The organism is Rhizobium sp. 18065 (assembly GCF_902706095.1).
GTDB lineage: Bacteria > Pseudomonadota > Alphaproteobacteria > Rhizobiales > Rhizobiaceae > Allorhizobium.
In genome coordinates, this window is the sequence record NZ_CACSJP010000001.1 from 1,147,682 (window position 1) to 1,169,267 (window position 21,586).

The window sequence follows — 21,586 nt, forward strand, 5'->3', positions numbered from 1 at the left end:
GCAATCTTCGATGGGCGCAATATAGACTGCCAGCGGTCAAACACAAGAAAAAAGGCCAAACGGCCCTTCGCAGGCTTGTTTCATACAGGGATAAATCCCGGCGAACAGCCTGTTTTCACAGGAAATACCGTTCGATTGCCGCCGGATTCTTTCTGCCCTCCGGCACCCGGCAATGTGAGGCATATGGTGCCGATCCCTGGTTGTTTGGCACATCGCCGGATTTCCCGATCCGCATGCCGTCCTCTGCAGAAACAGTACGACGATTCTAGGCGCCGCCTGCTACAGGAAGGCGCGCACAGCGCCGCGGTCGCCTGGTCGATCCGGTTGGTGCACAACCATAAAACGCTATCAACAGGCCATATCCGATGCAGAAATTTCTTGCCGCGACAGCCATGCTACTGATCTCCGCCACCACGTCCCTTGCGGGCGAGTTTTCCTTCCCGTCCGACGCGCCGGTGGCGACCGTCAGCATTCCCGACAGCTGGCAGCCGTCGGAAACCGAATATGGCGTCGAAGCCACGTCCGATGACGGCGGCACCTACATCTCCTTCGATATCGCCGGCGATAGCGACATGGATGCGGTGATGACGCAGGTCTTCGACTTTCTGTCCGAAAATGGTGTCGAGCCGGATCCGGCAACCCAGAAAGACAGCAAGGATACCTTGAACGGCATGCCGTTCGAGGCCATCGACTGGACGGGCAAGGACAAGGACGGTCCGGTCTCGATCGGCGTCGGCATCATCGGCCTGTCGGCCGAAAAGATTGCTATCGTCACCTATTGGGCATCGGCGGAAACCGAAGAGAGGAACATGCCGGAAGTCGGCAAGATCCTCGCGACCGTCAAACCGGTCAACTGAGGCGTTCAAGGCAGGTGGCGCGCCAGCGCGCCATCTGTTTCTGGCCATGGTTCGTCCGATGGTCTCAGACCGCACCGCCTCCGATTTCCCCGGCTGCGTCTAATTGCGCAAGCGGAATTGGTTTCTTTTACCGTCAAAAAAGGCTAGGGGAGCTTATCCCCGCGCTGATGACCGTCCGGGGGCACTTGTTTCGGGACGATCTGGAAGCACTATGACGATGTATTCTGCCGATAATTCGCGCGTCGACCTTGCGCCTCATGCCGCCGCCTCTGCGCCTCATGCGGGCCAAGAGATCGGAGCCCGCTCATGAGCGCGGCCCTGGAGTTCTCCACCGAGACCGCCGATGTTGACGACAGCCGCGACGCCAAGGCGTGGCTGAAGATCATCAACGCCTACCGCCAGCCGAATCTCAAGCGCAGCACGTTCGAACTTGCCGTCACCTGCCTTGCCTTCGTGCTGCTCTGGGTCGCCAGCTGGGCGCTTCTGCACTACGGCTACTGGGCCGGACTGCTGTTGACCATCCCGGCCGCAGCCTTCCTGCTGCGCCTGTTCATCATCCAGCATGACTGCGGCCACGGCGCGTTTTTCGCCCGCCGTCGTTTCGACGACTGGACCGGCCGCATTCTCGGCGTCTTCACGCTCACCCCTTACGATTACTGGCGTCGCGCCCATGCCGAGCACCATGCCTCGGCCGGCAATCTCGACGAACGCGGCATAGGCGACATCACCACGCTGACGGTTGCCGAATACAAGGCGCTGTCGGCCCGCGGCCGTCTCCTCTATCGCCTTTATCGCCATCCGCTGGTTCTGTTCGGCATCGGCCCGGCCTGGGTCTTCTTGCTCAAGCAGCGTCTGCCGTTCGGCATGATGCGCTCGGGTGCCTTGCCGTGGATCTCGACCATGGCCACCAATGTCGGCATGGTCGTTCTGGCCGCTCTTTTGATCTGGGCCGTCGGTCTCGGTCCTTTCCTCGCCGTGCATCTGCCGATCGTGCTGATGGCCGGTGCTGCCGGCATCTGGCTGTTCTATGTACAGCACCAGTTCGAAGACACCCATTGGTCGAACCCTCCGGCTTGGCAGTTCCAGCATGCGGCCCTGCATGGCGCCTCGCACTATGATCTGCCCTGGGGCCTGCGCTGGCTGACCGGTTATATCGGCGTGCATCATGTGCATCACCTGTCGAGCAAGGTTCCCTATTACCGTCTGCCGGAAGTCCTGCGCGATCATCCCGAACTGCGCGGCATCAGCCGCATCACTCTGCGCGAAAGCTTCGCCTGCGTGAAGCTGGTCCTCTGGGACGAAAAGCTCGGCCGCCTGGTGTCCTTCCGCGAAGCCAATCGCAAGCCGGTCGCAGTCTGATCTGCCAACAATTGATTGAACGAGGGGAGGGCGGATCGCTCTCCCCTTTTTTGTCAGAGCCCCACGGCCTTGCGTAGCGCCTCGTTGATCCGCGATTGCCAACCATCGCCGGTGGCCCTGAAACGCGCGATCACCTCGGCATCGAGCCGGATGCTGATCGCCTGCTTCGGAGCGTCGGATTTCGGTCGTCCGGCAAGCTTGCGGTCGATGGCTTCGGCAATATCGGGATAAACCTCGCGCAACGGCCGGAATTCCTTCAATTCCTCTTCGGTCGCTTCCGGATTGTCATCAACGTCATCCCAATCGCTGCGTGAATAGCCGCGCCCTTCTGCAAAGGCTTTCAAAGTCTTTTGGCGCTTCATCGGATCAGTCTCCTTTCCTGCAAGTTTGCCGGGCGCATTGAGATAACGGATAGACCTTGTGAGCCGAGCAAAACGAAGATCACCGCGATCGTTCCGTCTTCGAGCCGTCCGATTGCCTGTTTTCGTCCGCGCTTGGCCGACCGGACGATGGCCGTCGAGAAAAAGTCCAGCGACAGGTCAGCGAAATCCAGCCCGTGCTTGTCGAGATTGGCGAGCCGTTTCGGTTCATCCCAGACGATCATCATAATTTATGTATATACGGAAATTTCGCAAGCCGGTATTCCGGCTTTTGAGGGGAAATCGCCCCAAAATGCCCAAATGACAGCGGGCCTGAAGCCTCTCAGCCCCGCTGCGGCAGCAGGATCACCATGGCCCCGACAAGGCAGATGGTGGCTCCTGCCAGATCGAAACGATCCGGACGCTGGCCCTCGATCAGCCACAGCCATGAAAGCGAGGCGGCGATGTAGACGCCGCCATAGGCCGCATAGGCGCGACCTGCAACATCCGTCGGCACCAATGTCAGAAGGAAGGCAAACAGCGCCAGAGACAAGACGCCAGGCGCCAGCCACACGGGCGAATGGCCCTGCCGCAACCAGGCCCAGAAGGCAAAACAACCGGCAATTTCGGCAAGAGCGGCGCTGCAATAGATCACGAGAAGCATGGCTGACCCTGCCACGATCCGGGCGGACATGCCAGTGCGTTCAACGGTTTCTGGTCAGTGGTGCGCGGTCACGCAACAATCAAGCGCTGCGACCCTGCAGGTTCAACACATGACAGACCCGCGGCACCATTTCCGCCTCTTTCGGGAAGCAGACGAAATAGCCCTGGATGCTGTCGACCCCGAGTTGCAGGGCGGCTTCCATCTGCGCCTCGCTTTCGACGCCCGACGCGGTGATCGTGATACCGAGATCATGCCCGAGCCCGATCACATGGCGGATGATCGCCCGGTCGACCGAATTGGTCAGCGCGTTGCGCATCAGGCTCTGATCGATCTTCAGCCGGCTGAAGGGATAGCGACGCAGCGCCGACAGGCCGGCATAGGTTGCGCCGAAATTGTCGAGCGCCAGCGAAAATCCCGAATAGCACAGCATTTCGATGGCCAGGCCCACCTCGACGGCGCGTGGTCCGTAGAGTGCATTTTCCGGCACCTCGATCTCGATCATGTCCGGCGACAGCCGGTAGAGGGCGAGCATGGTTTCCAGCCGTCCGGCGAGGTCGCCGGAGCACAGGTCGAACGCGGTGGTGTTGATGCTCAACCGGCCAAAATGGTGGCCGTCGTCCTGCCAGGCCGCCGCCTGGCGAATGGTGTTTTCGAGCACGAAGTTGCGGATCGACAGCGACATCGACGGATCGCGGAAGATACCGCGGAATTCTTGCGCGGCCGCCAGCTTGCCGGGCTCCATGCGCCAGCGCAGCAGCGTCTCCAGGCTGTCGACCTCCCTGTGGCCGACCGAATAGATCGGCTGGTAGATCAGCTCGAAGCGGCCCTTCTCGAGAGCCCGTCTGGCATTGTTCACCAGGACGACATGGTTCAGGCCGCTATCCACGCTACACCTCACGCAAGACTGGACAATCGCCAGCCATCGATAATCTGCCGATCATAACCCAGTATCCGTTGCGCTTCGGTGAATAACCAGCCCCAATTCACGCTGAGGTTTAACGGGTCAAATATTGTGGTTCGGTTCAACTGTCCTGCTCTGAAACAGCCAAAGCTTTCGCCAGCGTAAAAACATCGCCCTCAATATTGAGTAAAAACAGAGACTTTCCCTCTGTCAACTTGATCTTGAGCAAATGCCAACCTGAGCCGCAAAGCCTCAATTCACGTGCGCCGGCATGCCCCGAGGTGGCGGCCACGAAGACGACAGCAGGTTGCAGTCGTCTTCGCCGCGATTGCCGAGATCGAAGCAGAAGGCCGTTTCCGGTTTAGCGCCTGAGGCTTCCCAGGATGCCGCGCACCAAGGCCCGGCCGACCGAGGTTGCCACCGAGCGCGCCGCACTCTTCATCGCCGCCTCGATCACCGTCTCGCGCTGGTAGCCCGACGATTTGCGTGTCGGCTTGCGGCCGCCGTCTTCGTCAGCCGTATTGTCGTCGCCGAAGCCGGGCAGGGTCCAGCGGCCCGACGCGCTGTCCTCCGCCTCGCCGTTTTTCGCCCGTTCCTCCGCCGCCTGCTTGGCAGCGGCGGCCTCTGCCGCCTTGGCGGCGCGGGCATTGAGGATCTCGTAGGCCGATTCAGCATCGAGATCGTCGTCATACTGGCCGGCGACCGGGCTGAGGCTCATCACCTTCTGCCGTTCGGGATCGGTCAGCGGTCCGACGCGGCCTGACGGCGGACGCACAAGCGTGCGCTCGACGATCGACGGCGCCCCTTTGCTTTCCAGCGTAGAGACCAGCGCCTCGCCGATGCCGAGCATGGTGATCGCGGTTGCGCAATCGAAGGCCGGGTTGGGGCGGAATGTGTCGGCCGCCGTCTTCACCGCCTTCTGCTCGCGCGGCGTATAAGCGCGCAGCGCATGCTGCACCCGGTTGCCGAGCTGGGCCAGCACGGTTTCGGGAACGTCGAGCGGGTTCTGCGTGACGAAATAGACGCCGACGCCCTTCGAGCGGATCAGCCGCACCACCTGTTCGACCCGTTCGGTCAGCACTTTCGGCGCGTCGTTAAACAGCAGATGCGCCTCGTCGAAGAAGAACACCAGCTTCGGCTTGTCGAGATCGCCGACTTCCGGCAGCTCCTCGAACAGTTCCGACAGCAGCCAGAGCAGGAAGGTGGCATAAAGCCTCGGGTTCATCATCAGCTTGTCGGCGGCCAGCACCGAGATTGCGCCACGACCGTCATTGGTGGTGCGCATGATGTCGGTGATCTTCAGGGCAGGTTCGCCGAAGAAATTCTGCGCGCCCTGCTGCTCGAGCACCAGCAATCCACGCTGTAGCGTGCCGATCGAGGCCTTGGAGATCAGCCCGAACTGGCTGGACAATTCGCTGGCATTTTCCGCCATGTAGGTCAGCAGTGCCTGCAGGTCCTTCAGGTCGAGCAGCGGCAATCCGCCTTGGTCGGCAATCTTGAAGGCGATGTTGAGCGCCCCCTCCTGGGCTTCCGACGCATTCATCAGCCGCGACAGCAAGAGCGGCCCCATCTCGGCAACCGTGGTGCGCACCCGGTGGCCCTTTTCGCCGTAGAGATCCCAGAAGATCACCGGGAATTCGGCCGGCGCATACTCGGTGAAGCCGATCTGTTCCGCCCGTTGGGTGATCCAGTCCTTCGGCTCGCCCATGGCGGCAATGCCGGATAGATCGCCCTTGATGTCGGCAGCAAACACCGGAACGCCTGCCTCGGAGAAGCTTTCGGCGAGAACCTGCAACGTCACGGTCTTGCCGGTGCCGGTCGCGCCGGTGACGATGCCATGGCGGTTGCCATATTTCAGCGCCAGATATTCGCCCTTGTTCAGGCTGTCGTCCGGATTGCGGCTGGTGCCGATATAGAGTTCGCCGTCTTTCAACATATGCACTCATCTCCCTAGCGCTTAACGCATTCGTCCGCTTGCTCTTATAAGGATAGTGTGGAACATCGACAACGTCCGGTATAGGTCATTCTCGACTGCCATCCGGCCTGTTATCTGGCCAATCACCTCGCCAATCGCATGGCGAATGATCCGGAGGGCGGCGGAACGGCTGACCGGCACGCGCCGCAAGGCACAAGCCGGGGCAGGCGGGCGACATGGCGGCCCTGGTAGCCCGATGGTTTTGCACCGATTATCGGGCAGCACGCGCCAGACTCCGGCAAAGGTCACTTGAGTTCGACGAAAACATCCATTACGTTGACGTTAACGTCAATATTCCACGGGCAGGAGGCCTCCAAATCATGAGCGAAATCGTCACCCGCATCGCCGACAGCGTCGGCATTTCCCCGGATCTCGCCGAAAAGGCACTCGGCATGATGCTCGGCTTCCTGCAGCGCGAAGCAGCCGACGGCCCGGTCGCCCGGATGATCGAAGCCATTCCGGGTGCTACTGAACTGGTTGCTGCCCACAATGGCGAAGGTGCCGGCGGCGGCGGCCTGCTCGGCGGCCTGATGAGCGCCATCGGCGGCGGCGGCATCATGGGTCTCGGCCAGCAGCTGATGGCCCAGGGCCTCGGCATGGGCGAGATCACCACGCTTGCCAAGGAAACCATGGCCGTTGCCCGCGAATACGCCGGCGCCGAGACCGTCGACGAAGTCATTGCCTCGGTCCCGGGCCTGAGCCAGTTCGTCTGAGCGTTCCGCAAGGTTGAAATGCAAGAGCCGTCGGGTGAACCGGCGGCTTTTTTTTGTGAACCGGTCGACCATGCAACTCCGTTTGAGCCAACAGAACTGATTCCATTTGGAAATGAACGGCTCTGATATAGTCGTCGGCGCGTCCTGCAGCATCACACTTCGGCCCGAACCTTTATGCGTGATTGTTCATTCAATCGGAATTGCGCGCGTTCGCCGCTCTGCCAGTTTGACGTTTATCAAATTTAGTAATGCTTTGCGCAACAATTTAGTAACTCTTAACATAAGGGTGCTTTTATCGTGCTCAGTCAATCTGGGGACGAAGCAATGGCACTGAGCAACTATCTGAATGCGAACCGAATGGCCGAAGACCTGGCGGCGCTGGGAAACTCCCAGGCGATGATCTGGTTCTCGCCCGATGGCATCACCCTTGATGCCAATGTGAATTTCTGCAAGGCCCTGGGTTATGACGCCAAGGAGATCATCGGCAAGCATCACCGGATCTTCTGCGAAGACGCCATCGTCAAGTCGCCGGACTATGGCCGCTTCTGGTCGGAGCTTGGCGCCGGAAAATTCCAGAGCGGCCAGTTTCGCCGTCAGGGCAAGACGGGAGCCGATGTCTGGATCGAAGCGAGCTACAATCCCGTCTTTCATGGTGGGCGGGTGGTCCGCATCCTGAAGATCGCTTCCGACATCACGACAAGCAAGATTGCCTCGCTGCATGATGGCAACCGCCTGCGCGCCATCGATCAATCCCAGGCGATCATCGAATTCGAGCCGGATGGCAAGATCGTCCAGGCTAATGACAACTTTCTGACCGCCATGGGCTACAATGCCCAGGAGATCGTCGGAAACCATCATGCCATGTTCTGCGAAAAGTCCTATGTGCAGACGGCCGAATACAGCGATTTCTGGGCCAGACTGCGCGCTGGCGAATTCATCGCCAGCAATTTTGTCCGCTATGGCAAGGGTGGCAAGGAAGTCTGGATCCAGGCAGCCTATACGCCTGTGTTCAACTCGCGTGGCGCCGTCTACCGCGTGATCAAGGTTGCGACCGATATCACCGCACGCATGGTCGCCGTGCGCACAATCGGCGTTGCCATCAAGCGGATGGCCGACGGAGATCTGACGGTCGACATCACGGAAAAGCTGGATCCAGCGCTGGAAGAGACCCGCGCCAATTTCAACACCGCCGCAAGGTCCTTGGAAAGCACCGTCGCCTCGATCGTCGAATCGGCCCAGGCGCTGGCGCAGAATGCCCGTGTCATCAACGAAATCTCGGCCGGCATTGCTTCGAACGGCGAACGACAGGCAGCAACCGTCGAAGAAACAGCCGCCGCCCTCGAGGAGATTACCACGACCGTGCGCGACACCTCGGTGCGCACCACGGAGACCACCCGCCTGGTCGGCGCGACGCGCAGTGATGCGGAAGCCTCCGGCGCCGTGGTGCGACAGGCGACCTCGGCCATGGGCGAGATCGAGAGCTCGTCGCGCGAGATCGAAAACATCATCGGCGTGATCGACGAGATCGCCTTCCAGACCAATCTTCTGGCACTGAATGCCGGCGTCGAGGCTGCCCGTGCAGGGGAGGCGGGCAAGGGTTTTGCCGTCGTTGCCCAGGAAGTCCGCGAACTGGCCCAGCGCTCGGCAAGCGCTGCCAAGGACATCAAGAGCCTGATTGCAAAATCCGCCGAAGCGGTCCGCCAGGGCGTCACCCTGGTCGACAAGACCGGCGTCGCCTTGCAATCGATCGTCAATCAGGTCCAGCAGATCGACGCCAATGTCGATGCCATCGCGACCGCCGCCCGCGAGCAGACGATCGGCATCAATGAGATCAACGCCTCGATCAACAGCCTCGACAAGGTCACGCAGCAAAGTGCGGCAACGGTCGAGGAGGCCAATGCGACGGCCGCGACGCTCTCCGAGGAGGCGAATGCGCTGTATCTGCTGATCTCCCAGTTCAAGACCAGCCAGTCGATGGCCGCCGAAAGGCCCCGTCGCGCCGCCTGACCGCGCTGACCGCTTTACCGCTCTTCTCCCCGCACGCGGGGAGAAGATGCCGTCGGGCATGTGGGGCAAAAACCCCAGGCGTTGCAATCAGCCGAGCCTGCACGCCAACCGCACTTGGCGCGACGTTGGAGTTGCAGCCAACACCACGAACCGGCCCAATGCGCCTATCCCGGGAACAACCACATCACCTCATCACGCCACGGCGTGTGAGGCGTGCACGTCCCGGACCGGCGGCAGGCCGAACAGGCGGCCATATTCCCGGGTAAACTGGGATACGCTTTCATATCCCACCTTGAATGCGGCAACGCTTGCCGGCGCGCCTTCGGACATCATCAGTCTGCGGGCCTCGATCAGGCGCAGATGTTTCTGGAATTGCAGAGGAGACAGCGAGGTCACGGCGCGGAAATGGTGATGAAACGAGGACAGTCCCATGCCGGAGACCGATGCCAGTCGTTTCACCGGGATCGTTTCGGCAAAGTCATGCCGCAGGACCGCGACCGCGCGTGCGACGCGCTCGACGTGACTGCCCATCATGCCGAGGCGTCGGATCGCATCGCCATGCCGCCCGGCCAGCAACCAGTAATGCATCTCGCGCACAAGCTGGCTTTGCAGCACGGGACGGGATGAAGGCCGGTCAAGCAGGCGCATCAGTCGCAGCGCCGCGTCGGACACTTCCGCATCCGTCGGGCCGACCTTGACTGCCGTCTGGTCGCTAACCTGCACGGCATGCATTTCCACGCCAAGCTCGGCAATGATCGCCGGATCGAGTTCCATGACGAGTGAGTAATAGGGCGAGGCGATGCTGGCGCGGGTGATCTGGCTCACCGTCGGCACATCGGCGGTGATCAGCAGCGTGTCTCCGGTGGCGAACGCGTACTGTTGCGTTCCCATCGTCACCTGTTTTGCACCCTGCACGACAAGGCATGCCAGCGGCCGCGACATATCATGCATGAGCTTGCTCGGTGCCGTCGCCCTCACGGTCGAAAGCCCGCAGATCGGTGTCAGGGCGATGCCTGTCGGGCTTGCATGGGCCTCGGCATATCGGCGGACAGTATCGAAAAGCGTTTCCATTCGGCAAACATACGCGTTGCCCGGGATCTCGCCTAGCGCCTTTGGAGGATTAGGCAAGAGTTGGCGAGATTCTGGCAACATGGCCTGCCTGTTCGAAGCGATAAAGCGGTCAAGCCACATTGGGTCAGGCCACATTGGGCCAAACCACAGCGGACTAGGCCACATTGGGGTGGTCGCCACGAAAGACATGGATCATGACCAAGATTTCTCTCATCACGGGCAGCAGCCGCGGTCTCGGACGCAACACCGCACTCAGCGTTGCCAAGGGCGGCGGCGATGTCGTCGTCACCTATCATAGCCGTTCGGAAGAGGCAGATTCCGTCGTCTCCGACATCCGTTCAATGGGCCGCAAGGCGGTTGCGTTGCAACTCGACACCGGTAGGGTTTCCACCTTCGACACCTTTGCCGAGACCCTGCGCACGGCGCTGCGCGACACCTGGCAACGCGACACGTTCGATGCACTGGTCAACAATGCCGGTCATGGCGATTATGCGCTGATCAGCGACACGACTGAACAGCAGTTCGATCGCCTCGTCGACGTCCACCTCAAGGGCGTGTTCTTCCTGACGCAGAAGCTGTTGCCGCTGCTGGCCGACGGCGGACGTATCGTCAACCTGTCCTCCGGCCTGACCCGAGTCTCGGCGCCCGGCTGGTCAGCCTATTCCGCGGTCAAGGCTGCGGTTGAAGTGCTCAGCATCTACATGGCCAGGGAACTCGGCAGCCGCGGTATCGCGGTCAACACCGTTGCCCCCGGCGCGATCGAAACCGATTTCTTTGGGGGTGCCGTGCGCGATACGCCCGACTTCAACAAGTTCTTCGCCGACATGACGGCACTCGGGCGTGTCGGCGTAGCCGACGATATTGGTCCGGTGATCGCCGGCTTGCTCAAGGATGACAACCGCTGGATCAACGCGCAGCGCATCGAAGTGTCGGGCGGCCAGGGCATCTAGCCGCAATACCTCTATGGGGCCACGACGGCCAAGTCGTGGCGACGTCCCCTCAAGCTTCTCTCGTCTTGTGCTTCGGCTGCTTGTGTTCCGGCCGAAGCAGGCCACGGATCATCGTGCCGAGCCGCCGTCTCAAAGTGCGCCATATGCGGCTCCACACCAAAGTCTGCTCGTCGAGAAAGATCACATTGACCGGCAGCGAGGACATGGTTCGGTCGTCGGCGCGCAAGGGCCCGTCCGGATCTGTCACTTCATAGAAGCATTCATAGTTCGGCCATGTGTAGCCGTCTTCCCATGTCCAGCAATTATGCGCCTGGTAATGCTGCATCAGGCGTGCGCCAAGCGCCTTGTCGGTCGCCAGCATGGCGGATGGCGCACCGAGGCGAGGGGTGTTTCGCTCCATGAAGTAGAGCACCCGGTCGCTGACATAATTGCTGACGAACATCCGGAAATCGCGCTGGCGCTTGATATGCGAGACGGCCCGAAACACCTGCACATGCTCTTCATGGCCGTATTCGCCCCAGGGATTGTGGGTGACGACGATGTCTCCCGCCTCCAGATGCGCGTCCAGCGCCGCCGTCAGCAGATGGAAGTTTTTTGCATAGGCATCGCTGTTGCGGTCGCAGCGGATGCCATAGACCGTCTCCTCGGGCTTGCGCCAGTTCGTCGTCTGGTAGGTATTGGATTCGGTGATGGCGAGATCGACGACGGTCTTCAGCGGAAAGTCCTGAAACACCGTCCGGCGACCATGGCTGATATCGTCGCTATTGGGCGCTTCATTGTAGCAGATGATGATTTTCTTCGCCGATGCCAGGATCGAACTGGCCCAGAGAATTTCGTCATCCGGGTGAGCCATGACAACCACGGCGCCTTTGAAATCATCCAGTGTCATCATCGAAAAGTCTTGTACCCCACAACCACCGTGTCGCATCGGCTTCCATCATGGATCGACCGGCGCGGCAAAACACCGGGTGTAACCAACCGGCATATCCATGCGTCACATCCATCGTCCCGCAGCGGCCGGCCATCCTTGGATGGGCGGTCCTGTCGTCGCGCCATCAGAGCGCTTCGGGTAGCAGTGCTTGTCCGGCGATGAACCGGTGCTATCAGCAGTAGCAAAGGCACATTTTATTGAGATCCGGTTATCATGCCGGCTTTCTCCAGCGGTTTTTGCCCGGATCGCGAATAATTGATCGAAAACAGTCGGACAGCAGCAGCTAACCCGCTTTCTTTTCCGGCCTGCCGGGAGAGGCGACAAGAACAGGATCTGTCCCGGAGATTGCCGGCGCGGGGTATCGTGCTGATCGGCCCGGAGTGCTGAAGACACTGGCTGAGACGTCGATCGGTCCGCAGCGATCCGCCAAGCCATGGCGCGTCAGGCGATGCCCCGGTAGAACAGATGGCGCCCGATCTTCCGTTCCATGAACGCGTGTGGTGAGTTTCGCACCCAGCCGGGACTGCCGATCGAGGTGGAATGATAGTGCAGGACCGCGTCGGTCAGGTGATTGATCGTGCCCGCCAGGGCCTCGCCGGCGACGACGAGGCATTCATCGAAGTCGTCGTCCGCGCCAGGTTGAAGATGGATGATCTTTGCCCGGTTGGGATCGCTGGCGTTCCAGCAGGAAAATTGAAAGGGCTGCAGGCAGACCGCGATGATGCTGTCGGGATAGCGGGGGGATGCCTTGCGGTTCAGGATGACCTCGGCCACGGCTTGGCGCCCCATCTCTCTTTCGCTGCGTGCCTCGCCATAGATCGTCCGCGCCAGGATCAATTGCTCGTCGCCGGTCGGCATGTCCACTTGCGTCAGCGCCCGGATCGACGCGACCCGGCTGAGGTCGAAAGCCTCGGTGCGTACGGTGTCGCCCTGATTGCCGCCGATACAGGTCAGCTTGCGGGAGTTCTCCATCCGGCTGAGCGCGAAACAGGCATGCCCGGTTGTGCCGGTATCCTTGCCGGGATGCAACACCACGACCGCGCCTTCCAGTGCTGCCCGTATCTTGGGATCGGTCAGCCCGCCCTTGCGCAACTCGACGGAGCCCCAGGTCTTCCAGCTTTTTGCCGTGGCGGCCTGTTCGACGATCGGAGCGCCCGCCTGTGTCAGGCACCAGGCAACGAAAGCGCCGCACCATGGCTCCACGGTGGACGGACGATAAGGCGTCGCGCTGAAATAGTCCTTCACCCGGGCTTTGCCGGCCGGCGTCGTTTCGCCGACATCGGCCCGTGCCCAGAACGCCTGCTCGGTCTGCGCGAAGGCCAGCCATGGCGTTCCGCCCGCAAGGGCGCTCACCGGCGGAATGGCAAATTCGGGAAAGTGTTGTTTCAGCTTGGAAAAGCCGACCTGGAAAGCCTCGTTCAACACGGCGGCCGTCTTCTCGACGAACTCGTCCACCGTGGTCGCATGGCCGGCAAGCCCCTGCAGCAGGAAACGCCGGCGACGGCTGATCAGTGCATCCCGATCGCCAGGCTCCGGATAAAACGGTGCAAGCGCTTCGGCGACCGGTGTCTGCGGGTTGCCCTCGGCATGCATCCGGTCGATGGCAAATGCCGCCCTGGCGCCGACCAGCCGTGCCTGGAAGAGAAGCAGGAAGCTGGGAATGAAGCTCTGCTCCGGCTCGGCAATGCCGGCGGTGACCGCCTCTGCCTCCAGTGCCTCCCAGTCGCGCTGGGTGAGGAATTGCGCGCAAGTCACCTGCGCCAACGCCTGGAAACGCTGAAACGCACCATATCCAGAACGAGGATTGGCATTGAGGAATTCCGCCCATTCCTCCTGCGTGATCTGGAACGGTCCCACTGCAGACGTGCCGGAAAGGCGACTGCCGAACTTGGTCAGTTCGCTTTCGATCCAGGCGAGGCCGATGAGGTAATCCGCGAGAATGGCCGGCGCGCCATCACTGGTGCCAGCACTCGCCTTGAGTTCCGCACGGCCGCAGGCCTGCACCAGTTCCTCCTCCGCGATCGCCGGGACTTCGAACTGGTGCGCCGGGCCGATATATTTGTCCTCCAGCCAGCCGGGATCGCCCTTGGCCGATGGCGTGGGTCGGAACTCTACATGTTTCCACCCCTCCGGTGCGTCTCGGTTCTCGTCCGAACCGGCTTCGAAATAGATGAGATTTCCCTTGACGAGCCCGACCACGAAGTCGGCATCGTCGCGCGGCTCCGCGAGAATGGCGGGGATAGCGGTATCATCGGGCTGTATGACGACGAAGGCTTGTTCCACCGATTTTCTCCTCACCGTGGTTTGTGCGCCTCTTCTGCGATCTTGTTCTTCAGTTTGCGCGACATGCGGGCATCGTTGACAGGGTCACCGGTCCCCAACTGGTATCGCGCCCGGGCCTCGGCGATCTTGGCGCGTAGCGCATCCGATTTCAGGGTGCTGTCGACGGGGAGAGGCGTGGCCGGCAGGACAATGTTGAGGTTCGTGATCAGCTGCTTCAACTCTTCGCCATTATCCCGATAGGTAATGGCCTCGAAGAAGTTCTGCAGCCCCTTGTCGCTGTCGCCCTCCTTGCAGCCCAACGATAGGAGATCAGAATATTCCTGCTCCGTAATCAGGCCCGTCCGTTCCCAGCCTTGGGTGTCGCGAAAATTCGTCACGGCCGTAAGGGTGGATCGTCCCGAATTTCCGTCGCTTTTCACGCAAAGTGCCGTCTGCGCCGCCTTGATACGCGCCGGCGTATATCCCTTGTCGGCAAACAGTTTGTTGCAGGCGTCGCACACCACCGTGCCTCGCTTGATGCCGGTTCCGGCCGATGTCCCGGGCGTTACAGGCGCCTGACCTGCAGCGATCGCATCCACTTCCTGTTGCACGCTCTTGGCCAGCGATTGCGGCGCGATCCCGGAGGCGACGGCCAAGGCATAGGTATTGGCGTCGAGCACGATTGTCTGCGGCGTGCAGACCCGCAGATAGCCGCGCAATGCAAAAACCATGGCTGGACTTGTGGAAAAGTTCACCTGGACGAACTGGCGGCGGAACTCCAGCCGCCGCTCGTAGACGATCCGCTTGATCGTGCTGCTTTCCAGCCCCATCAGCATGGAATTGTTGAAGGCGTCATAAAGCGAACCGGTCAGGCCTAGTGCCTGGGCGACATAGGCAATCGTGTCCGTACTGGCGCTGGCGATCGTCAGCACGCTGGTTGCCGCGCTGCCGATTGCCCCCAGTGAGGAATGCACGCGTCCAGCTTGGGCGCGCTTGTTGTCGATCCACGCCAGATAGTGGTCGCATCGCGCGTCGATATCGTTGAACCCGGCCTGCACCAGCATCGAATAGTCGCTGCAATTGGCCGAGGTGCCGCTGCGCTGCAGATTGCTCTGGTTGCAGAGTTCGCCGAAGTAAGAGGCAATATTGTTGGTCGCAACAGGTGTCTGGCTGGAATAAAGATCCTGCCCGACACCTCTGTCGCCAAGGGCCGGAGTGCAGCCGGCAACAAGGCCTAGCGTGATGAGAAAGAGGATCCGTCGCAGTATCACGATCATGCCCTTTCAATTAAGACATGTCGAAAAATCTGCGCTCGCGTTTGACGTGCGTCAAACTAATTTTATTAGAAGTTGATACGGATTCTTGGCTTTTCCACAAGTTGAGTAAATGCTGTTGAATTACTCCTGAGTAGATGCAAGTGAACTCATGTTACGACATAAGTTTTTATCGAGGGATCGGTGCATATACATGCCACCTGATCTACGCGCATCCAGTGTGGGAGGTTGCGCTCGCGGTCGATTTCCCGAGGGGCGGCCATCGTATTCACCCCTTGATCGCAATCCCGGCCTCGATCGCTGCTGCGATAAACGCCTTGCGGGCGTCCTCGTCGGTCTTCTTGCCGGCGTCCACCGCCGCACAGACCAGCAGGGCCGTGTCGAGCGCTTTCCCGTCTTCCGCCGGCCAATCCTCGATCAGCGCCCAGCAGGCGGCCATCGTGCTGTCGATGGTGACATCGGCGCCCTCTTCTCCGATGGCGAGGATCACGGGCTGGGTCCAGGTCTTGTGCATGGTTTTGGCTTTCGAAAGGCGTGTCTCGCAACAGGGAAGGGCCGGCAGGCAGCCCCGTTTCGTTCTCTATAGAACCAAGCGCGCCATCCCGTCACTACACTATCTGTACTGGACGGCCCTGTGTCACAGGCTCATAGTTTCCTCTGGCAGGGATCTGCGCGGAGGATCGGCAATGTCGAATGACGGCTATCACCAGTTTTGCCCCGTGGCCAAGGCCTGCGAATTGCTGGAACCGCGCTGGACCATGCTCTTGCTGTGCGAAATGTGGTCCGGCTCGACCCGTTTCAACGAGATCCAGCGCGGCGTGCCCGGAATCTCGCCGACGCTCCTGTCCAAGCGCCTGCGCGAAATGGAGGAGCGCGGCCTGGTCGAGCGCCACGAAAGTCTCAACGGCACCGAGATCCACTACCGCACCACCGCCATGGCCAACGAGCTGGAGCCAATCGTCCACGCGCTCGGCGAATGGGCCCATCGCAATGTCGATACCGAGGTGTCGCTGGAACATCTCGATGCGAGGCTTTTGATGTGGAACATCCGCCGCAAGGTCGATGCCGGTTTCCTGCCGCCGGGCCGGCTGTCGGTGATCCAGTTCACTTTTCCCGACTTGGCGCGCGAGGATCAGAGCTTCTGGCTGGTCGCCAAGCCGGGAGAAATCGTCGATCTCTGCTCGATCGACCCGCGCTACAATGTCGATCTCTTCATCCGCGCCGATCTCTACGCCATGACCGCCGCCTGGATGGGTCATTCGACATACCACGCCGAGATCGCCCGCGAACGCATCGCCCTGATCGGCGATCGCACGCTCGCCGCCACCATCGACCGCTGGCTGGTCCGCAGCTCCTATGCTGCGGTTTGCCCCAGCAATTCTAGGAAAAGTGCGTAAGCGGTTTTCCGTCCGCAACAACTGCGACACCGGTGATCGGAAGCAGGCGGAACATGCGAGGATCGTCATGCTCGGCCTTGTGCCGAGCATCTGCCGAGGTCAGCCAAAACCCGGAATTTACAGATAAAAACAGTGTCACAATCATGACGCGGCAGACCCTCGGGACAAGCCCGAGGGTGACATTCGCGAGCGCTGACACATCGTCCGACAAGAGGTGCCCACCGCCGCCGCCCATCCCCACCACTACACTTCCTGTATCGCCCGCTACACTTCCTGCACTGGCCGCGACCACGGTCCGGGGCGCATCCTTGGCATCAACAGGCAAGCGCTCTGATAGCCTGCCTGTGATCCGATCCATCCAAGGAGAGATGCCATGCCATCCCACCAATCTTCAGTTCATCCCTCGCCATCTGCAGCCCCCATGCCACCCGGTGCAACGATGCCGGTGGCCGATCTTGCCGCCCTCAAGGCGCGCCAGCAGGGTGCCTGGTCATCCGGTGACTATGCCGTAATCGGCACGACGCTGCAGATCGTCGGCGAAAACCTGTGCGAGGCGCTTGATCTCCACGCCGGCAGCCGCGTGCTCGATGTCGCCGCCGGCAATGGCAATGCGACGCTCGCCGCCGCCCGCCGCTGGTGCGACGTCACCGCGACGGACTATGTGCCGGCGCTGCTGGAAAAGGCCAAGGCACGGGCGAGGGCCGAAGGTCTCGACATTGCCTTCCAGACGGCCGATGCCGAGGCTCTGCCCTTTGCCGACAGGAGTTTCGATGTGGTTCTGTCGACATTCGGCGTGATGTTCACGCCGGATCAGGGCAAGGCTGCGGCCGAGATGCTGCGCGTGGTCAAGCCCGGCGGCCGTATCGGCCTTGCCAACTGGACGCCGGAAAGCGTCATCGGCCAGCTGTTTTCCACCCTCGGCCGGCATCTGCCGCCACCGGCCGGCGTCAAGTCGCCAGCACTCTGGGGCACGCGGGCAAGGCTGTCGGAACTGTTCGAGGATGCGGCCGGGGTCGAAACCACCAAGCGCAGCTACACCTTCCGCTATCGCTCGCCGGCCCATTGGCTGGATATCTTCCGCACCTGGTATGGCCCGGTCCACAAGGCCTTTGCCAGCCTGCCAGATGATACAGCGCGCGCCGCGCTCGAGCGCGACATCCTCGCCGTGATCGACCGCTACAACCGGGCCGAGGACGGAACCCTGGTCATGCCGAGTGACTATCTCGAGGTCATCGTCACCGCCCGCTGAGGCGGCCCGATCGCCGCAGATCAATCGAGACAGGACGAAAGCCGCCGGAGCATTCCGGCGGCTTGTTCGCGTTGTTCGCATGCGCCGCCGCCAGAGCGTGAGACATCCATCTTGACTTGACGTCCATCAAGGTCCATTTGCCCCTGATGGGTGCGCCGCAACAAATGCCACCCGAACCGAGGACAGGAAGATGAACCCCGACAGTCGAAGTTCGACGTCTGATAGCCCGCGAATAACGGTCATCTAGTCCTCGTCGAGGCGCTCGGTGACCGCAAGGTCGCCAAGGAGTGCCCCATGCTGCGCAATTTTTCGCGTCAAGCCGATCATATCGTGTCTGCAGATCCTGCTGCCGCCGAGCCCACACCCGTCATCTGGTTCGACCTGCTCAATCCGGCAACGGACGAAAGCCGCTTGGTCGAGGCCGCCCTCGATATCGCCATTCCGACCCGTGACGAGATGGAGGAGATCGAGCTTTCCGCCCGTCTCTACCAGGAGGACGGTGCCGAGTTCATGACGATGACGGCCCTTGCCGGCCTCGATGGCGACGATCCGGTCAAGACGCCGGTCACCTTCATCCTCAAGGGTGAAAGCCTGGTCACCGTGCGTTATGCCGATCCCAAGCCCTTCGAGACCTTCATCATCCGTGCCAAGCGCGCCAATGGTCTGGTCTGCACCAATGGCGAAACGGTGATGCTCGGCCTGCTCGAATCGGTCATCGACCGTCTCGCCGACGTGCTCGAACGTGTCGGCAACGAGATCGACGGTGTTTCGCGCGAGGTGTTCCGTTCCAAGGCCGCCAAGGTCAACAAGAAGACGCGCGATTTGCAGTCGCTAATCGAGCAGATCGGCCGCAAGGGCGACCTCTTGACCGCCGCCCGCGAAAGCCTGGTGTCGATCTCGCGGCTCGTCGCCTATCACGCAGCGCTGGAAACGCCGGCCCGCAAGGTGGCCAAGGAAACCCGCCAGCGCATCAAGCTCTTACAGCGCGATGCCGTCTCGCTCGGCGATCACGCCCAGTTTCTCCAGGGCAAGATCAATTTCCTCCTCGACGCGACGCTGGGCCTGATCAATCTCGAGCAGAACCAGATCATCAAGATCTTCTCGGTCGCTTCTGTCGCCTTCCTGCCGCCGACGCTCGTTGCCTCGATCTACGGCATGAATTTCGAGACCATGCCGGAACTGCAATGGCAGATCGGCTATCCGATGGCGATCGGCCTGATGATCCTCTCGGCCGTCCTGCCGTATCTCTACTTCAGGCGCCGCGGCTGGCTTTAGCATAGAGGAGAAGGGACCGCCGCACCCGCGACGGTCGCCATCTTCATGTCATGCCCTGACGGCGACGACGAACAGCCGCGGAAAACGCAACAGCCGCCGCCCGTCGGCAAGCGGCGGGTAGGCCCGGTCGATCCGCGCCGTGTAGTCGGCGAGGAACGCCGCTTCGTGCTCCATGCCGGCGGCTGCCAGATACGGCCGAAGGCCGGTGCCTCTGACCCATTCGACGATCGCCTGCGCATCGGCCATCGGGTGATTGTAGATCGTGTGCCAGACATCGACGCGGCTGCAGAGCGGCGACAGCGCCTCGAGATAGCGGGCGGGCTGCGGCAGCGGCGCCCGGCGCAGGCGCGAGCCTTCAAAACGTGCCGCCCAGGGCCCGGCTGCACCGGTCTCCTCCATCAGCAAATGTGTGGGTTCTCCGAGATTGTCGGGCATCTGCACGGCAAGAACGGCGCCGGGTCGAAGCGCCTGAAGCCATTGCTGCATCAGCGCCAGATGATCCGGGATCCATTGCAGCACCGCATTGGCATAAAGCAGATCGGCGTCGGCCGGCGGTTGCCATTGGCTGAGATCGGCCGCATCAAAGCGGGTGTGCGGCAGCCGTGCCCGCGCCTTGTCGAGCATGTCGCGGTCGCTGTCGAGGCCGCTCACGGCATCCACACCGAAGCGCTCGACCAGCAATTCGGTCGAATTGCCCGGCCCGCAGCCGAGATCGATCACGCGCGCCGCCGTGCCAAGCGGCACCTGCGCCAGCAGATCGCTCGCCGGGCGGGTGCGCTCATTCTCGAACTTCAGATATTGTTCAGCCGACCAGGCCATGGCGATACTCCCTTTGCCGGCACTATAGCTTCGTGTCGAGACAGGCGCGAGATCCGCCCGAAAACCGCGATATCATCCGCCAAGATCCTGGTCGATCTCGGTCAACGCCCGGTCGACATGGCCCTCGAAGACCAGCGTCTCTTCCTCGGTGATGATCAGGATTTCCGGCGCGCCATGCACCCGGACATGCTGGGATTGGCCAAGCCCCTCGGTCAGTCCGCGCATCAGCAGGTCCATGAACCGCGTGCCGGGGCCGGTAATCGCGATCGGCATGGTTTCCTCGGCAAGGCTGAGCATGCGCGACAGGCTCTGGCCGAGCGCAAGACCCGCCTGGCGAAAGGCATATTCCGAAACCCGGTGTCCCTGGCGGGCGCGGCTGGCAATCTTTTCCATTTCTGCGAGCGGCACGAATTTCGCCGGGATCGTATCCGGCGGCACTTCGAAGGCGGCGCGCAGGATGCCGTAGAAACCGGCGGACGCCTCGACGCAGCCATATGCGCCGCAGCGGCAGAGCTTGCCGTCGGCTGCATGCAGCATATGGCCGAAATTCGGTGCCACGACACGCACCAGCCCGCTGCGGTCGCGCAGCGCAACCCCCAGCCCGATCGAATGACCGAGCGACAGCGTCGCCAACGCGGGCAGGGGTGTTTCACGCGTCTTTTCCAGCCGAAGCAGCAGCGCATGGGTGACCAGCAGGCTCTCGTTGAACAGCCGGATGCTGCCCCCGCGCAACACACCGGAGTGCGACAGGCCAGAGTGCGACAGGCCGGACAGCGCGCTTTCGAAATCGAGCGATTCGTAGCCGAAGATCGGCGACCACAGCAGTTTCGCGCCATCGCGATCGGCTATGCCCTTGCTGCTGATCGAGATCGTCATCACCGCGTCTTCCGCCAGACGCGAGCGCAGGATCAGCCGCTCGATCGCGGCGCGAAAGCCGTTGAGAAAGGCCTGGCTCGTGGTTGCGCCATGATCGCGCTGCTCTTCGATCCGGTCGATCAGCGTGCCGCGATAGTCGGCCAGCGAATACTGCACGGCATGCGATGATATGCGCACGGCAATCACATGGGCGGCGTCGCGTCGCCGGTTGAACAGCACGCGCGGCCGGCCGCGATGGCCGACATTGGCGACTTCCCGCCGCTCGATTAGGCCGGTTTTCTCAAGCTCTGCGGTAATTGCCGAAACGGTCGCCGATGAAAGCCCGGTCGATGCCGACAGGTCGGTATGGGCCAGCGGCCCGTCGTGCCGCAGCGCCTGCAGCACCAGCCCGCTGTTCTGCTGGCGCACGCTTTCGTTGCTGGTCTTCTGGCTGGACTTGCTCAGCATGGGCCTTGAGGCCGGTTTTTGTCTATCCACCGCATGCTCCTCCCAAAGCATTTGGTCGGCTGCATTGCAAGCCGGGACAGGCCTCAGTTGACAGCACGGGAATCTTCTGCCAGTTATTTTCTCGACTGTCGAGAAAAACCATTGGACGGGGGTCCGTGGGGTAAGGGCAGTTTTACAGCGGGTCGTTTGGTTGGGAGGTC

General features: G+C 61.5%; 20 protein-coding genes. 8 read left to right on the top strand and 12 right to left on the bottom strand.

Annotated features, from left to right (window positions below; genetic code table 11):
* Positions 1 to 365 precede the first annotated feature (365 nt).
* Positions 366 to 857, top strand: coding sequence for a histidine kinase (locus tag GVK95_RS05520; RefSeq protein WP_159947303.1), 492 nt, complete (start codon positions 366 to 368; stop codon positions 855 to 857).
* A gap of 306 nt (positions 858 to 1,163) precedes the next feature.
* A complete protein-coding gene (locus GVK95_RS05525) occupies positions 1,164 to 2,216 on the top strand; it encodes a fatty acid desaturase (protein ID WP_159947305.1) in 1,053 nt (350 codons plus the stop codon).
* Positions 2,217 to 2,269: 53 nt separating this feature from the next.
* Here the strand turns inward: GVK95_RS05525 and GVK95_RS05530 are convergent, their stop codons facing one another.
* The 5 genes from GVK95_RS05530 to GVK95_RS05550 all read right to left on the bottom strand — a co-directional run bounded on the left by GVK95_RS05530 (position 2,270) and on the right by GVK95_RS05550 (position 6,076).
* The gene (locus GVK95_RS05530) at positions 2,270 to 2,578 is read right to left on the bottom strand and encodes a BrnA antitoxin family protein (RefSeq protein WP_159947307.1); all 309 of its coding nucleotides are present in this window, start codon (positions 2,576 to 2,578) and stop codon (positions 2,270 to 2,272) included.
* Positions 2,575 to 2,823 carry a BrnT family toxin gene (locus GVK95_RS05535; protein WP_159947309.1) on the bottom strand — a complete coding sequence of 83 codons (249 nt, stop codon included), beginning with the start codon at positions 2,821 to 2,823 and terminating at the stop codon, positions 2,575 to 2,577. Before GVK95_RS05535 ends, GVK95_RS05530 begins: the two co-directional genes overlap by 4 nt.
* Before the next feature lie 95 nt (positions 2,824 to 2,918).
* Positions 2,919 to 3,239 (bottom strand): YnfA family protein, encoded by a 321-nt coding sequence (locus tag GVK95_RS05540; protein WP_159947311.1) that lies wholly within the window; start codon positions 3,237 to 3,239, stop codon positions 2,919 to 2,921.
* 79 nt (positions 3,240 to 3,318) lie between these two features.
* A complete protein-coding gene (locus GVK95_RS05545) occupies positions 3,319 to 4,125 on the bottom strand; it encodes an EAL domain-containing protein (RefSeq protein WP_159947313.1) in 807 nt (268 codons plus the stop codon).
* A gap of 376 nt (positions 4,126 to 4,501) precedes the next feature.
* The gene (locus GVK95_RS05550) at positions 4,502 to 6,076 is read right to left on the bottom strand and encodes a helicase HerA-like C-terminal domain-containing protein (protein ID WP_159947315.1); all 1,575 of its coding nucleotides are present in this window, start codon (positions 6,074 to 6,076) and stop codon (positions 4,502 to 4,504) included.
* A gap of 359 nt (positions 6,077 to 6,435) precedes the next feature.
* Here GVK95_RS05550 and GVK95_RS05555 point away from each other — a divergent pair, with 359 nt between their 5' ends.
* Together GVK95_RS05555 and GVK95_RS05560 are read left to right on the top strand one after the other, a co-directional pair.
* Positions 6,436 to 6,828, top strand: a complete 393-nt coding sequence (locus GVK95_RS05555) for a hypothetical protein (protein WP_159947317.1) — start codon at positions 6,436 to 6,438, stop codon at positions 6,826 to 6,828.
* A gap of 324 nt (positions 6,829 to 7,152) precedes the next feature.
* The gene (locus tag GVK95_RS05560; RefSeq protein ID WP_159947319.1) at positions 7,153 to 8,835 is read left to right on the top strand and encodes a methyl-accepting chemotaxis protein; all 1,683 of its coding nucleotides are present in this window, start codon (positions 7,153 to 7,155) and stop codon (positions 8,833 to 8,835) included.
* A 192-nt stretch (positions 8,836 to 9,027) separates the two neighbouring features.
* Here the strand turns inward: GVK95_RS05560 and GVK95_RS05565 are convergent, their stop codons facing one another.
* Positions 9,028 to 9,906, bottom strand: coding sequence for an AraC family transcriptional regulator (locus tag GVK95_RS05565; protein ID WP_159947321.1), 879 nt, complete (start codon positions 9,904 to 9,906; stop codon positions 9,028 to 9,030).
* Between the two features lie 194 nt (positions 9,907 to 10,100).
* Between GVK95_RS05565 and GVK95_RS05570 the strand changes: the two genes are divergently transcribed.
* Entirely contained in the window at positions 10,101 to 10,856 is a 756-nt protein-coding gene (locus GVK95_RS05570) for an SDR family oxidoreductase (RefSeq protein WP_159947323.1), read from the top strand.
* A 49-nt stretch (positions 10,857 to 10,905) separates the two neighbouring features.
* Here GVK95_RS05570 and GVK95_RS05575 read toward each other — a convergent pair whose 3' ends face one another.
* The 4 genes from GVK95_RS05575 to GVK95_RS05590 all read right to left on the bottom strand — a co-directional run bounded on the left by GVK95_RS05575 (position 10,906) and on the right by GVK95_RS05590 (position 15,837).
* Positions 10,906 to 11,748, bottom strand: a complete 843-nt coding sequence (locus GVK95_RS05575; RefSeq protein WP_159947325.1) for a hypothetical protein — start codon at positions 11,746 to 11,748, stop codon at positions 10,906 to 10,908.
* A gap of 480 nt (positions 11,749 to 12,228) precedes the next feature.
* On the bottom strand, positions 12,229 to 14,070 hold the full coding sequence (locus GVK95_RS05580; protein WP_159947327.1) for a cell wall hydrolase: 1,842 nt from the start codon (positions 14,068 to 14,070) through the stop codon (positions 12,229 to 12,231).
* 11 nt (positions 14,071 to 14,081) lie between these two features.
* Positions 14,082 to 15,326, bottom strand: a complete 1,245-nt coding sequence (locus GVK95_RS05585; RefSeq protein WP_159947329.1) for a hypothetical protein — start codon at positions 15,324 to 15,326, stop codon at positions 14,082 to 14,084.
* A 265-nt stretch (positions 15,327 to 15,591) separates the two neighbouring features.
* Entirely contained in the window at positions 15,592 to 15,837 is a 246-nt protein-coding gene (locus GVK95_RS05590; protein WP_113140650.1) for a DUF982 domain-containing protein, read from the bottom strand.
* A 172-nt stretch (positions 15,838 to 16,009) separates the two neighbouring features.
* Between GVK95_RS05590 and GVK95_RS05595 the strand changes: the two genes are divergently transcribed.
* The 3 genes from GVK95_RS05595 (at position 16,010) to GVK95_RS05605 (ending at position 19,244) form a co-directional block, all read left to right on the top strand.
* Positions 16,010 to 16,720: a helix-turn-helix domain-containing protein gene (locus GVK95_RS05595; protein WP_159947331.1), complete on the top strand. Its 711-nt coding sequence runs from the start codon at positions 16,010 to 16,012 to the stop codon at positions 16,718 to 16,720.
* Positions 16,721 to 17,141: 421 nt separating this feature from the next.
* A complete protein-coding gene (locus GVK95_RS05600; RefSeq protein ID WP_159947504.1) occupies positions 17,142 to 17,969 on the top strand; it encodes a class I SAM-dependent methyltransferase in 828 nt (275 codons plus the stop codon).
* A 294-nt stretch (positions 17,970 to 18,263) separates the two neighbouring features.
* Positions 18,264 to 19,244, top strand: a complete 981-nt coding sequence (locus GVK95_RS05605; RefSeq protein ID WP_159947333.1) for a magnesium transporter CorA family protein — start codon at positions 18,264 to 18,266, stop codon at positions 19,242 to 19,244.
* Between the two features lie 48 nt (positions 19,245 to 19,292).
* Here GVK95_RS05605 and tam read toward each other — a convergent pair whose 3' ends face one another.
* Together tam and GVK95_RS05615 are read right to left on the bottom strand one after the other, a co-directional pair.
* The gene (gene tam / locus GVK95_RS05610; protein WP_159947335.1) at positions 19,293 to 20,063 is read right to left on the bottom strand and encodes a trans-aconitate 2-methyltransferase; all 771 of its coding nucleotides are present in this window, start codon (positions 20,061 to 20,063) and stop codon (positions 19,293 to 19,295) included.
* 72 nt (positions 20,064 to 20,135) lie between these two features.
* Positions 20,136 to 21,386, bottom strand: a complete 1,251-nt coding sequence (locus GVK95_RS05615; protein WP_200844224.1) for an ROK family transcriptional regulator — start codon at positions 21,384 to 21,386, stop codon at positions 20,136 to 20,138.
* Positions 21,387 to 21,586: the final 200 nt, after the last annotated feature.

What these genes read in the sequence shown, in the direction of transcription:
- GVK95_RS05550 (WP_159947315.1), bottom strand. Translation starts at nt 6,076, where the DNA reads ATGTTGAAAGACGGCGAACTCTATATCGGCACCAGCCGCAATCCGGAC.
- GVK95_RS05525 (WP_159947305.1), top strand. Translation starts at nt 1,164, where the DNA reads ATGAGCGCGGCCCTGGAGTTCTCCACCGAGACCGCCGATGTTGACGAC.
- GVK95_RS05575 (WP_159947325.1), bottom strand. Translation starts at nt 11,748, where the DNA reads ATGATGACACTGGATGATTTCAAAGGCGCCGTGGTTGTCATGGCTCAC.
- GVK95_RS05520 (WP_159947303.1), top strand. Translation starts at nt 366, where the DNA reads ATGCAGAAATTTCTTGCCGCGACAGCCATGCTACTGATCTCCGCCACC.
- GVK95_RS05595 (WP_159947331.1), top strand. Translation starts at nt 16,010, where the DNA reads ATGTCGAATGACGGCTATCACCAGTTTTGCCCCGTGGCCAAGGCCTGC.
- GVK95_RS05530 (WP_159947307.1), bottom strand. Translation starts at nt 2,578, where the DNA reads ATGAAGCGCCAAAAGACTTTGAAAGCCTTTGCAGAAGGGCGCGGCTAT.
- GVK95_RS05615 (WP_200844224.1), bottom strand. Translation starts at nt 21,386, where the DNA reads ATGCTGAGCAAGTCCAGCCAGAAGACCAGCAACGAAAGCGTGCGCCAG.
- GVK95_RS05555 (WP_159947317.1), top strand. Translation starts at nt 6,436, where the DNA reads ATGAGCGAAATCGTCACCCGCATCGCCGACAGCGTCGGCATTTCCCCG.
- GVK95_RS05560 (WP_159947319.1), top strand. Translation starts at nt 7,153, where the DNA reads ATGGCACTGAGCAACTATCTGAATGCGAACCGAATGGCCGAAGACCTG.
- GVK95_RS05570 (WP_159947323.1), top strand. Translation starts at nt 10,101, where the DNA reads ATGACCAAGATTTCTCTCATCACGGGCAGCAGCCGCGGTCTCGGACGC.
- GVK95_RS05605 (WP_159947333.1), top strand. Translation starts at nt 18,264, where the DNA reads ATGCTGCGCAATTTTTCGCGTCAAGCCGATCATATCGTGTCTGCAGAT.
- GVK95_RS05585 (WP_159947329.1), bottom strand. Translation starts at nt 15,326, where the DNA reads ATGATCGTGATACTGCGACGGATCCTCTTTCTCATCACGCTAGGCCTT.
- GVK95_RS05590 (WP_113140650.1), bottom strand. Translation starts at nt 15,837, where the DNA reads ATGCACAAGACCTGGACCCAGCCCGTGATCCTCGCCATCGGAGAAGAG.
- tam (WP_159947335.1), bottom strand. Translation starts at nt 20,063, where the DNA reads ATGGCCTGGTCGGCTGAACAATATCTGAAGTTCGAGAATGAGCGCACC.
- GVK95_RS05535 (WP_159947309.1), bottom strand. Translation starts at nt 2,823, where the DNA reads ATGATGATCGTCTGGGATGAACCGAAACGGCTCGCCAATCTCGACAAG.
- GVK95_RS05540 (WP_159947311.1), bottom strand. Translation starts at nt 3,239, where the DNA reads ATGCTTCTCGTGATCTATTGCAGCGCCGCTCTTGCCGAAATTGCCGGT.
- GVK95_RS05565 (WP_159947321.1), bottom strand. Translation starts at nt 9,906, where the DNA reads ATGGAAACGCTTTTCGATACTGTCCGCCGATATGCCGAGGCCCATGCA.
- GVK95_RS05600 (WP_159947504.1), top strand. Translation starts at nt 17,142, where the DNA reads ATGCCACCCGGTGCAACGATGCCGGTGGCCGATCTTGCCGCCCTCAAG.